Genomic DNA, 13,262 nt, shown 5'->3' with positions numbered 1-13,262 from the left:
GCGCTTTGCGATCAGTGCGGTGATGCGTCGGGAATCCATGCGGCGCATAATGGGCGTTTCTTCAACCTCAAAGCCTCGACCTTTCCCCGAAGAGCGCCATGTCCGAAGTAGACCTCAGCCGACGCGCGCGGATTTCTGATTCGCGCAGGAGCTTCACGCTTTTTGCCGCGTCCCTTGTTCTCATCTGCTGCTTCATCTTCTCTTCTGCTCCGATTCCCCTGATCGGCGTCTGGGCGGGAGAAATGGACCTCAAGACCGCTGAGGTTGCGATGACCGTGGTGAGCTACTTCTTCGGATGCATCGTCACGCTCGTCTTTTTCGCGCGCCTGTCGAACGCCCTCGGACGGCGTTGGGTGACGCTCATTACCATCGGCTGGGCTGCCGTTTCCTGCTGGTGCTATGCGGTCATGACGGAGCCCATGCTCTTTTACATCGCGCGCTTTACCCAGGGGATCGCCTGCGGACTGGCATCATCCGCCGCCATGTCGTGGATTGTTGACTGTTCACCAAAGAAGCACGCCTGGATCGGAACGGCTCTGACGGCAGGCGGCCCCAATGTCGGTCTCTCGATTGGTACGCTGCTTTCAGGCATCCTCACCGCTTACGGGCTTGTGGACATCGACGTGATGTTCATGAGCTTCGTCGTCATCTGCGTGCTTCTTGCGGCGCTCGTGTGGAAGGCCGAGGAAACCATTCCGCCCGGTACGGAAACGCTCGCCGAGGTCCTGATGCCGAAGATTGCGCTGCCCGGGCGCCTCTGGCGCATTTTCCTCGTGGTGGGGTTTGCAATGCTCGGGACATGGGGGCTCGGGAGCTTTCTGCAGGGCTTTTCGGCAAAGCTTGCTGAAGAAGCCTTCGGCGCCACGAGCACCATGTATGCGGCGATTGTCTACATGGGGCTCATTGTTCCGAATGCAGCGGCAGGCTTCCTGGTTGGGAGCTTCAGGCCGTCGCGCGTTTTCCCGATAGCGGTTACTTGCTTCGCGATTGCCGGCGCGCTTCTTTTCCTCTTTCTTGAGACCGGGCACCCGTCGCTTTTCCTCACGGCGCTGATTGCCGGCGGCGCCTGTTCGGGAGCCACCTCCACCCTGGGCGTCAAGTTCCTTCTTCAGGATTCGACGCTTCGCGAGCGTGCGGGCGTCATTGCCGCGCTCTATCTCTCCTGCTATGTGGGCTCAGGAATCCCCAACTTTGTCGTAAGCCGGCTTGCGGCAGGAGTCTCCATGGGTTCGATTTATCTCGGCTACATCGGGTGGATAACGGGGACGTGGCTTCTTTCGCTTGTCTTCTTCCTCATTGTGAGAAAGAGCAGCCGGCCTGCCGAGCGGCTTCGATTTACAGACTGAACCGAGACGTCGGGTTCTCTTCCGCTAAAACAATGTCTTGAGCCGCCGGAGCAATCTGCTTTTGCGGCTCAGTCTTTCTGAGAAAAGCAGAAAGAAAAATGGGAGGCCGCGGACCAAGAAACACGCGGCCTCCCATCAGAGGCAAGGAACGAACCGAGCAGGAGACTCTCGGAAGAGGAAGAGCTCGAAGTGAAGTTTCCCCGCTTCACCGTAGAGGAGCTCTTCTGCACCGCGGAACCGACCCCTTGGTTCCTGTGCGCGGTGCGTTTCGTTCCAGTGATGTGAACTATATCGTAAATGAGAATCGTTTGCAAGTAGGAAAGAAAAGTTTCCTGGGGAAAGATGCGAAAAAAGTCGTCCATGTGAGACTGCATGCAGAAAAGTTGTGGATAAACGACAACTTAGCTTTCCGATTCATCTGAACGACTGATGCATCACGGGTTCCTTAGAGCGAGCAGGCTTCGGAACATGCGACTCAATTCAAGGCGCTGTCTTTTGCGTGCCGCGGGCATAGAGCGATGAGTAGTTTGCCGGCCTGGGCTGCATGCGCATAAATAGAATGATAATCATTCTTATTTACAAAGCGTTCACAACGCACGCCATAAAAATGAACAAAGGTCAGAGAAAACTCTTGCTCGGCAAACTCCCTGCCGCCGTCGCTCTTGCTGCTGCCGCTTTTGCGTTCTCCGCGCAGGCTGCCGAGGACTACAAGACCGTTGAAGCCGTGAGCGTCACGGCTGAGGCGCTGAAAATCGATACATCGACGCAGGAAACACCGCAGACGGTGAATGTGATTTCCGGGCAGGAGCTGGCAGATAAGACTGTACGCAAGCTTGATGATGCACTGCGCTATACGCCCGGCTTCGTCAATACGTTCGGGACGGATTACGACACGAACTGGATCAAGATTCGTGGTTTTGAATCTTCGCTCCTGGTGAATGGTCAGCGTCAGTTTACGGAAGGCTATTTCGACACGACCGTGGAACCCTATCTGCTTGAGTCGGTTGAAGTTCTTCAGGGACCGGCTTCATCGCTTTACGGCGACTCCATGCCGGGCGGCGTCATCAATCTTGTCACGAAGAAGCCTACGAAAACGCCTCAGCACAGCGTTTCGCTTTCGGGCGGCACCAACAACTACGTTCAAGGCGGCTTCGACTTCTCCGACTACGCTACCGAAGACGGCTCGAAGCGCTATCGCATCGTTGCCATGGTCAATCGCGAGGATTCCGTCCTTGACGATGTCGACGGCTGGAGAGCCATGCTGGCGCCGAGCTTTACGGTTGACATTGACGAACGCTCCTCGCTCACCTTCATGATGAGCTACCTTAAGGATCGCCGGACGGCAAGCAACGGCTTCTTCCCGGCCTACGGCACGCTCTTCTCGAGAAATGGTCATCACATCTCTGCGAGCACCAACTACGGTGATCCGGATGATGCCTACAACAAGGATCAGCTTGATGCAGGGTGGGAGCTGAAGCTCGGGTTCAACGATGTCTGGACCTATAAGCAGAACGTCAACTTCCACTACAACAAGTTCTATCTGCATTCCACGGCAGCCTACGGCTACGTAGATGCGCCGGATTCTAAAACCGGCGTGCTGGTCATTCAGCCGATGATTCCCCGCTATCTTCTCGTCAATGACGGCGACCAGAAGAGCGTCACGTTCGACAACAACCTCACGGCGCACTGGTTCTCCGGCGATTTTGAGAATACCTTCCAGATCGGCTTCGATAACCAGTGGCACCATACCGATTGGCAGAGCAATGGGGCTACCGGTACCGGCTACGGCACAATTGATCCGCTTAATCCTTCCCATATTGATCTCACGGGTGCGGTGCCTATCAGTCTTTACGGCAACTCCATCCGCAAGCATCAGTTCGGCATCTACACCCAGGCGCAGACCAACTGGAACGAAACTTTGGTCGCAAAGCTGGGTGGCCGGTACGACAGGATCAGCATCACCTCTTCGAACGAGGACTACCGGAGTAATGTGCAGTCGAACAGGGATGAACTCTCGGATTCTAATTTTTCCTGGAATGCCGGTCTCATGTACCTCGCTCCCTTCGGGATTTCGCCCTATGTGAACTATTCCGAAGCATTCTTCGCAACGGGGACGCTCAATGCCGTGAGTACGGCGGACTGGACGCAGTCCACCTATATGCTCGACAAGCCCATCACGACCAAGCAGACGGAAGTCGGCATCAAGATCACGCCGGAGTGGCTCGATGGGTATCTCAACATTGCCTGGTTTGAAATCACCCAGGAGAATGGCTCCGCGCAGGTGATGATTGACGGCACGCCCGCCATGCGTCAGGTTGGGGAAAAGAAAAACAAGGGCCTTGAAGTTCAGGGACGCGTTTCGCTTGCAAAATATCTGACGATTGACGCTTCCTATACCTATCTTGACGCCAAGCAGAGCACTTCGGCTGGTGCCATGGAGCGCACTGAATATCTGCCTCACCACACGGCGAGCGGCTGGGTTTCTTATGACTTCACGGGCGTCGGCGCTAACGGGCTGACAATCGGTTCAGGGCTTCGCTACCTTGGCGAATCGATCGATACCGTTTATGGGAGCAAGGTTCCCGCTGTCACGCTTTGGGACGCATCCCTCAGCTGGCTCATCAATAAGAACTGGACGCTTTCAGGCACGGTTACCAACATCACGGACAAAGAGTTCGTGACGGGCTGCTACAACAACATGTGCTACTACGGCGAGGGCCGCACCGCCCGTGCGACGCTCACCTACAACTGGTAATGCCCGCATCTGAGCGCTGACTCAGATTCTTGAGCCTCAAAGCCGCCCGGGGATCCCTCATCTCCGGGCGGCACTTTGCCCTCCAACTCTTCATCCGGGCTTTTCCATGTACGAACTCTCCGGCATCCGCATGGTTCGAGACGGCAGAACCATTCTCTCAATCGATCACCTCGCTATTCCGACCAACGAGATGACGCTCATTCTCGGACACAACGGGTCGGGCAAATCCACGCTCGCTTCCGTCATCTCCGGCCTGGTGAAGCCTGACGCCGGGAAGGTGATGCTGAACGGCAAGGACCTTTTCTCTCTTTCCGAGCGGGAGCGCGCACGCGAGGTGGCGTTCCTTCCGCAAAAGCTCCCGGCATCGGCGGGCCTCATCTGCCGCGAGCTCGTCCGCCTCGGGCGCTATCCCTGGCGAGGGCTTTTCGGACGATGGCGGGACGAAGACGAAAGCGCCATCGACGCGGCGCTCGAAGCCACGGGCACGAGCCGCTTTGCACGCGCATTTGCAGACGACCTCTCGGGGGGCGAGCGTCAGCGCGTCTGGATCGGGATGCTCTTGGCTCAGGCTTCGCCCGTAATGATTCTCGACGAACCCACGTCAGCGCTTGACGTGAGGCATCAGTACGGCGTTCTCGCGCTTCTCGAGAGAATCTGCCGCGAGGAAGGGCGCGGCGTCATCGCGATCATTCACGACATCAATCTCGCTTTGCGGTTTGCAACGCACATCGTCGCCATGAAGGGCGGGCACGTTCTCTTTGAAGGATCCGCCGAGATGCTCGAGGACGAGAAGAACCTCCGGGCGCTCTTTGAAATCGACGTGAAGCTCATCAAGCACCCTATGCCGCCCAAAGACTATACGGCGCTCCACAAGGATCCTCTGCAGGTGGCGGTCGTATGCGAGTGACGTCTTCCTTCAATCTCAGGCGCCGCAGACTGGTAGAAGCCTCAATCGGCGCCGCTGCGCTTTCCCTCGCGGGCGTTCCGCTTCCATCCTTTGCTGAAGAGCAGGGGCCGGTCAGCATCCGCGACTCCCGCGGCGTTCATGAATTCAGAAAAATCCCCCAGCGCGTCGTGGCGCTCCAGTGGGACATTCTTGAAAATCTCGTGGGCCTCGGCATACGGCCGGTCGGCGCTGCAGACATCGCGCCCTGGAGCGAATGGGTGAGGGAGCCGGCACTCCCCGAGGGCATCGTCAACGTGGGCACGAGAGCTGAACCCAATCTCGAGCGCATTGCGGAACTGAAGCCCGACCTGATCCTGATCGGCCCCACGCAGGAGGATCTCCTCGCACAACTGAATGGCATTGCGCCGGTACTCCTCTTTGAAAACTACCGGGCGGAGAGCGTCGAAGGCGAAGCCGAAACCGCAATCGCGCAGTTTCGCGAACTCGCGAAACTCTTTCGCGCGGAAGACCGGGCAGAGTCCGAGATCGCCCGGATCGAGTCGGGACTTGCAGAGCTCGGAGAAAAAGTAAAGAACGCTTTCGGGACATCGCCTCAGGTACAGGTGATCCGTTTTTCGAGCCTTACGACGCTCTTTCTCTATACGCCCAATTCAATCTGCGACTATGCCTTGAAAAAAATGGGCATTCGGCAGCCTCTCGAGCTTCCGAATGCGAGCTACGGGCTCACGCAGGTGAGGATCCGCGACCTGAAGAACCTGACGGACGCTTATGTCATCTACATCCGGCCTTTCGCGATGGAAAAGAAGGTTCTCAATTCGATTCTCTGGTGCGCGACGCCCTTTGCGAGAAAGGGGCGGGTTGCCGCAGCTGAGCCCTACTGGAGTCACGGCGGGGCGCCTTCCATTCTGGTGACGGCAAGGCGCATCACGGATGCGCTCCTCACACTTGCTCCAGGAGCCGGGCAATGAAGCAGCAATCTTGTCTTGGGTTCAAATCTGCGGGTGCGTTGATTGCCATCCTCGGCATCCTTTTTGCTGTCGGCATTGCGCTTCCGCTCACGATCGAGAATCCGCTTTCCTTCTCGGACTGCCTCGACCTTCTCCTTCATCCGGCGAAGGCCGAGAGCTTTGACGCCTACTACTACGCTTACGGGACCCTCCCGAGACTTGCCGCCGCCATTTTCGGGGGCGTCATTCTCGGGCTTGTCGGGTGTCTCCTGCAGCAGTTGACGCAGAACCCGATGACCTCGCCCCTGACGCTCGGCACCTCGTCGGGCGGGTGGCTTGCGATCGTCGTTCTCTCGGCCTTCTTCCCCGAAGCCGCAAGCGAATGGCTTCTCGCCGCCGCATTTGCGGGGGCGCTCCTTGCCTTCGGACTCATCGTCCTGATTACCGGCCCGAGAAACATGACGGGGGTCACCCTCGTTATTTCGGGCATGGTGGTGAATCTTCTCTTCGGCGCGATTGCAACGGCCGTGGTGCTCCTTCATGCCGACTTCATTCAGAATGTGTTTCTCTGGGGCGCGGGCGATCTCTCGCAGAACGGCTGGAGCGGACTCGAGTGGCTTCTCCCGAGAACGCTTCCTGTCATTCTTCTGATACTCCTTTTTGCGCCGAGAGCGCTCGCCTTGATTTCGCTTGGCGACGAGGGCGCGCGTGCAAGAGGTCTTCCGGTTGTGCCGGTCTTCATCACGCTCACGGCGCTCGGCGTCTGGCTTGTTGCCGCCTTCATCACGACGGCAGGCGTCATCAACTTTACCGGTCTCATCGCGCCCAATATCGCAAGAGCAGCGGGATTCCGCTCGCCGGGCCGGCAGCTCCTTGCAAGCATTCTGATCGGCGCAGCGCTTCTCACGGCAACGGACGGCGCGGCGATCTGGCTTTCTTCCCTCACGGGAGACATCGTTCCGACGGGCGTTGTCTCGGCCGTGGTCGGCACTCCCATCTTCATCTGGATCGTGCGCCGGCAGATGAGCTCGCTTTCTGCTGAAAGATCCGGCGCCGGAAAGGAGAGCCTGGTGTCGGCAGGAAAAACGCTCTCAAAGACGGGCGTCGTCGTCCTTGCACTCGCGCTTCTTGCCGTTCTCTTCCTCAATCTTTTCCTCGTCAGCCGGGAAGAGGGCTGGACCTTCGGGCTCGCCGGGGACTATGAACTCCTCCTGAGAGGTCCGAGGCTCGTCACGGCGCTCGCTGCCGGTGCAGGCCTCGCCGCCGCCGGCGTCATTCTGCAGCGCCTCATCCGCAATCCCCTCGCGTCGCCCGACATCCTGGGCGTCTCGGCCGGTGCTGCCTTTGCAATGGTCGCGGGATCGCTTTGGTTCGGAGCGGGCGTCGGGGCATCGGGGTCGGTGAGAGCGCTGGCGGGAAGTCTTGCTGTGCTCTCGGTTCTCCTCCTCCTCTCGCGCCGCGCGCATTTTGCGCCCGGGATCATTGTGCTTTCGGGCATCGCGCTTTCGGCATTCCTTGATTCCGTAACGACGCTTTCGCTTTCGCGCGGAACAATGGAAAACTACTTCATCCTGCAGTGGCTTTCCGGGTCGACGTACCGCACGACGCCGGAGGCGGCAGGCCTCCTTGCGCTTGGTGTCGGGGTCCTCATCCTCGCGGCGCTCGCGGTTTCGCGGAGCATGACGCTCCTTACAGTCGGCCGCGACTTTGCGCAGTCGCGGGGGCTCCCGCTGGGAAAAGCATCCCTCATGCTGCTCGGGCTTTGCGCACTTCTTTGCGCCATCTCGACAGCGGCCATGGGCCCCGTGGCCTTTGTGGGCCTCGTGGCGCCCCATATGGCACTCATGATGGGCGCGAGGACCGTGAAGGCGCAGCTTTTGGCGGCTTCTCTTCTTGGCGGCGCCATCGTTTCCTGGGCGGACTGGCTGGGGCAGGTGCTGATCTACCCGGCGCAGATTCCGGCCGGGACGCTTGCAGCCATTCTTGGTGCGGGCTACTTCCTTCTGCTGCTGCTTTCGAGTCGACTAACGAAGCGCGATGTCGCGCATTAAACGTTCAACGCATCGACTTATGCGGGCACCATAGCTCCATTCAATGCGAAGGCGAAGATGAGGACGCCCCTGACCGCGATTATTTCGTGCTCAGGGGCGTCCTCGTTTATGGGGCCCGCCTAAAAAAGTTGATTGAGATAATTGGCCTACTGCCGGCGCAGATTTCAATAGTAAAAGCAGAGTGATTAAGTTCGATTTCGAACGCACTTCATCTTCAAAAAGTGCAGTTCGTTTTCCGGAGCTATGGTGCTCTAAAGCACCGATGTCGTATAGAAACAATAATGAAATGCCTTAAAGCAACAAGCATTTGTAGGTAGTACCGCGATTCGGATTATTTTGGTCGATATTTTGTATGACTGCAGAGCGTTTCAGCAGTGTTATCTCTGTTGAGATGTTTAGAGCAAGCGGGATTTTCCTTATATTAAGGAAAGAAATAAATTACAGTATTGGTTAATTTTTGTTGCAAATCTGTTTACAGAGATGATGTTCCAATCTATTAAATGTGCTGTATCTAGTTGAGTTAATAATAGTTGTATTATTATCGACTTATTGAAAATTATGAAAATAGTTGAATAGGTTGATTAGCCTAACTATTTTGAAGTAGCTTGCAATTCTCCTGTTTACAGGGGTGACGGCTGATTGTCGATTCAATACAATCCTCCGAAAGTCAGTTGGATAGGGACGCTAGTCCTGATTATGAACTGATGCTTTCTCTAATTATAGAAAAACAGTATTGAATTTATCGGTTTATTGCATCATGAAGACCAAAGCTACTTTTGTTAATGACGTGAAAAATAAATTTTGGAAAAAGAACGCCGTTTCAGCTGCTGTTGCATCTGCTGCGTTAATTTTTATTTCTGGGGGGGGGGGGTAAACGCCCAAACAATCTCTCTTGATATTAGTTCGTTTGCTACTCCAATAATCACCACTCCAGGGCCGCATGCACACAAAACTGATAACCCTGATGAGAGTGGAATTATCTTTGACTACACAGATAGGAAGCCTTCTACTATTTATATCGGCAATACCCTTAAGCCTGACGATGCATTAGATCTTAATCCGGATTTGATGTATAAGGCTATTCAGGAGAATTGGGGAAAGGTAGGCTCGACTGCTGCAAAAGGCGATTCTGGTTTTAGTGGTTCTATATTGGATATCTTCCAAAATGAATCCAAACCGACCATTAGTGCTGGTTCTATTTCGCTAAATAACGGTGCAGGTAAGGTAATTCTTAATGAAGGATTGAAGGAAATCTCATTTCAAAAATGGGATTTAAAAAAGGGGGTGGCAACATATGATGGAATAATCAAGACTGGGTCGGCTCGGGGAGGAAGTGGCATTCCTGTCGCAGTTCAAATTGAAAAGATTGAGATTAATAGCGGTAAGGAGCTGGATATTAGCGGACGGGGTACTGGAGAATATACGAATAATAAAAGTAATCCTCAGGATTATTTAGTTATTGCGAATGGCATTACAGGGGCAGGAGGCATCAGGGTTACAGATAGTCTTTACCTCGGCGGAACTAATACCTTTACGGGACCGGTTACTGTCAGCCCCGGCAAATCGTTGGTTCTTTGGGACAAAAAGGCATTAACGAATGCAAGCGATATTACGCTTGAAGCGGGGGCTGAACTTTGGTTTGGTAATTTCAAGAGCGGCCAAGATAACAAAACCATCCCTAACCTCAAGAAGCTCACACTCCACGGTTCTCCCAATGCGAATGCAACGACTTACATCCGCGACGGTTATTTCAACCTTTCGGGGAACGATGCTTATCTTTCCATTGATGATGGCGGTGCTTCCGCATCATCAGGGACTTTGGAAGCCAGTCTGCATCGCGCATTCGTCACATTGAATGATGGTGCAGAGCTGAGGATGAATTATTACGATAAATTCGATCCGAAGCGCAGTCATCTTGCAGTGCTAACTGTTGGATATTATCCAGATGATAATGTAACTTACGAAAAATCCACTTTAACGATCGGGAATAATTCCGAGGCGTGGATCGGCAACGGCTACATTAAAGTCCTGAATAAGAGCGAACTTACTCTGGATAAGAATTCGGCCATTTATTTAGGCTCTCACGCTGATGGGCTTTTTGAACAAGGAAGCGCCACTCCTGAAAATAAGCACTTTTCAATTGAACTGGAATCGGGCTCGACGCTCAATGTGAACCTGGATGAAAATAATCAGATCAATGCGGATCACATTATTTCCAAGGATCATACGCACGCAGTTATCGGCAAATTAGATGCTACGGAAAACACTCCCTGGTTTAATTTGACAAATACTGAAACCGGAACTGCAGCCGCAGGCGTCAATCTGAGCATGACTCAATCGGTCATCGATCGCGTCACGCAAAAGGTACAAGCCTACAGTCAGGAAGATCAGGTGCTCGCGGGTCAGGACAACATTAAGGCTTTAAAGAAGCTTCTTGAAACTGGCGAGTTAAGCACCAAGCAGACAACGCTCCAAGGCCTCTATGACGCTGTAGTTACCAATAACAAAAAACTCACCTCCGAAGAGTTCTACAACGCCATGGGCGCATTCCTCACCCTGGGTCTCAAGCGTGAGGAAGGCTGGCAGGATTACCGCTTCACGATGGATGCGAACGGCGTCTACATCAATGGCGAGTCCATTCGTCAGTGGGGCAATATGACGCAGGTAAAGCTCTCGCTTCAGAATCTCACGAACGAGACGGTGGCGATGCTTTTCAACGATCATGATCACGTGCCCGTGTCGGGGGCGGTCAATCTGATCCATCACGTTGTTGAGTACAACACGATGGACAAGAATCCGCCCGACTTCTATCTTGCCGCCCGCATGATCGACAGCGCCGGTCAGCTTATCAGTGTCGGCGGCGCTCAGACGATTGCCTGGGACATGCTGCAGAATCGCCGGGATTCCTTCAGCCGTCAGCGCGACCGCGCGTTCGAGCGCATTCTTCCGAAAGAGACCAACCTTTGGGCTGACGGGCTCTACATGCGCAATAGCTCGAACGGTCTCTGGAACGACTTGAATGGCGATCGTGATGTCGATACGGATCTTTCGGGCGTCATCGTCGGTCTCGACCACAAGGTCAATTCGTCGCTTCTCCTTGGCGGCTCGCTCAGCGTTCTGCGCGGCGATTCCACGGGTGAGCTCGGTGCAGGTCTGCCGAAGGTTGAAAATCAAATCGACAGCTACGCCGGTTCTCTCTACGGGGCATGGGCCTTTACGGACAACTCCAGGTTCGTTTGGGACGTTGCGCTTCAGAACGGCAAGAACGATGTGTCGATGCAGCTTCATTCAGTGGTGGGCGACAAGCCCCTCTTCAAGACCGAAGCTGACGCGGATACCTGGGCAGCTCAGGTGACGGCCGGCTACCAGTACGACTTCCATCTTGCGAACGTAACGCTCACGCCGTTTGCGCTCCTTCAATACACGTATCTGAGGACGCAGGACTATACGAGCACGGTTGATGGTCTCGATGCCTTCCATGTTGATGCGACGAAGCAGAACATCTTCAGCATCCCCGTCGGCGTGAAGGCCTCTGCAGATTTCTCCTTTGGCGAGAATCTCGCGCTTCGCCCGTGGATGAGCCTTTATGTGCAGCCCAATTTCGGCGACAAGGATGTCGACAACCGGGTAACGGCTGTCGGGCTCAACTCGGTTGACCACGTGCAGCCCGACGTGATCGGCGATACGTCCTACGGCGCTGCAGTCGGCATGAACTTCATCACCGGCGAGACCTTCTCTTCAGGCCTGAGCTACAGCTTCAACGGCTCTGATAGTTCTAAGAACCACTCCTTCACTCTGAACGCCGTCTGGAAGTTCTAAGTCGGAAGGTTTTCATGCAAGCCTGCGGCGGATCATCTGCCGCAGGCGTGCTGAAGCCCTTCTGACTCGCGTCGCCCTTTCCCGATGGGGATAAATCTGGAGCGCGGAAGAGCGAAGACATTGGAGCCGAGCGTAGTCGGGCGGTATTCCCCCTCAAGTTATATGCCGATGAGGCAGGGGCAAACACGTCCGGAGAGAGGCTTATTGATTTCTCGTCATTTTAGTTTCCAGATTTATTCCTGTCGGGATGGATTAACGCAGGTGATTTTCTACGGTTTGAGATTGATTCGATGACTTCTATGGCGCGCAATCTTGAAAACCAAAATGCTGCATTTATGCCGCTTGATGCTCCGCTGATTCCATCAGAAGAAGCGCTTTTAAATCACATCAACGTCGCATTAAAAATTGGTGCGCTTGATCGTGCAATTGAACTTCTTGGGGAGTTGACGAAAGGAAGAGGCATGTCTCGTTTTGCCATGAAGACGGGCCTTAATCGGAGTCATTTATATCGGGCCTTGCAAGTTGGAGGTAATCCAAGCCTCGACCTCATTATGAGGGTTTGCGAAGAAATGAGGCTTGTTATTCAGGTGATTCCTAAATCAGAAATATTTCAGGAATGATCTGGATTGAATTGGTTGTGGAGGATATTCTTTAGTTATTTCTGCGCGGTTGTATTTTCTAGGTATTTATATCTGTTTTCCATTTTTTTGCGATTTTAAGTTTAAATGAAAAATGTTATTTAACTTTATTGTCGCAATTTTTCATCTAGGAGTTTATTCAAATGAATAAAACTTATAAAGTAGCTCGTTCTCTTTCGAGAGGCGTTGTAGTTACGAGCGAGAAGGCTTCTGCTCGTCAGGGAAAGGTTTTCAAAACAGTTTTTGTCGCGGTACTGAGTGCGTTGGCGGCTGCCGGCACAGAGGCTGCTACTCATGAACACACCGGTCCTTTGTATATTTCCAATACAACGTTCACTGTTTCGGGGACAAATAGTAATTTAACTTTTAAAGCTGACGATCAGAGTAAAGTTACCTATGAGGCGGGTAGCGCTCTCGCGGCTTGGGTTAACGGTGAAACCTCGCTGGCACAAGGGTCGAATTTCAACCTGGATAAGGGCACAGTCGTTATCGATAGCGTTTCCGCTAATTACGGAGTTGATGGGACAGGCACAATCCAATTAATTTCCCGGAATGGTGTGATTAGTCAGTTCAACACCAATCAGACTTCCTTGGGAACCTCAGGCGATATCGTGGTTTCATTTTCGTCGGTAGTCAGTTCCGCTGTGACTGCGATGTCGGGGGGGATCGAAAGCACCAAAGAGGCGTTCACGCTCGGCAGCAAAGGATCCGTAGGTGCTGAGGCGCATACCGTTACTTTGGATGTGGCGGAAAATGGCAATGCGCATATCGATTCCCATGGAGATCTTATCCTTGCAAA

At 54.0% G+C, this 13,262-nt stretch carries 7 protein-coding genes; all 7 read left to right on the top strand.

From position 1 onward, the window contains the following. Positions 1-98: 98 nt before the first annotated feature. The 7 genes from FG381_RS03565 (at position 99) to FG381_RS03535 (ending at position 12,445) form a co-directional block, all read left to right on the top strand. Positions 99-1,346 (top strand): MFS transporter, encoded by a 1,248-nt coding sequence (locus FG381_RS03565; protein ID WP_139687572.1) that lies wholly within the window; start codon positions 99-101, stop codon positions 1,344-1,346. Positions 1,347-1,977: 631 nt separating this feature from the next. Then, entirely contained in the window at positions 1,978-4,101 is a 2,124-nt protein-coding gene (locus FG381_RS03560) for a TonB-dependent siderophore receptor (RefSeq protein ID WP_165697824.1), read from the top strand. A 106-nt stretch (positions 4,102-4,207) separates the two neighbouring features. After that, positions 4,208-5,008 (top strand): ABC transporter ATP-binding protein, encoded by an 801-nt coding sequence (locus tag FG381_RS03555; RefSeq protein ID WP_139687570.1) that lies wholly within the window; start codon positions 4,208-4,210, stop codon positions 5,006-5,008. Further along, complete coding sequence (locus FG381_RS03550; protein WP_139687569.1) at positions 4,999-5,976, top strand: iron-siderophore ABC transporter substrate-binding protein; 978 nt, start codon at positions 4,999-5,001, stop codon at positions 5,974-5,976. Before FG381_RS03555 ends, FG381_RS03550 begins: the two co-directional genes overlap by 10 nt. Further along, complete coding sequence (fhuB, locus tag FG381_RS03545) at positions 5,973-8,006, top strand: Fe(3+)-hydroxamate ABC transporter permease FhuB (RefSeq protein ID WP_139687568.1); 2,034 nt, start codon at positions 5,973-5,975, stop codon at positions 8,004-8,006. Before FG381_RS03550 ends, fhuB begins: the two co-directional genes overlap by 4 nt. Positions 8,007-8,807: 801 nt before the next feature. Continuing rightward, on the top strand, positions 8,808-11,825 hold the full coding sequence (locus tag FG381_RS03540) for an autotransporter outer membrane beta-barrel domain-containing protein (RefSeq protein ID WP_139687567.1): 3,018 nt from the start codon (positions 8,808-8,810) through the stop codon (positions 11,823-11,825). Between the two features lie 299 nt (positions 11,826-12,124). Then, a complete protein-coding gene (locus FG381_RS03535; RefSeq protein ID WP_139687566.1) occupies positions 12,125-12,445 on the top strand; it encodes a helix-turn-helix domain-containing protein in 321 nt (106 codons plus the stop codon). Positions 12,446-13,262 lie beyond the last annotated feature (817 nt).

The organism is Sutterella faecalis, assembly GCF_006337085.1.
Classification (GTDB): Bacteria; Pseudomonadota; Gammaproteobacteria; order Burkholderiales; family Burkholderiaceae_F; genus Sutterella; species Sutterella faecalis.
This window is presented reverse-complemented; position numbering and strand designations above follow the sequence as displayed.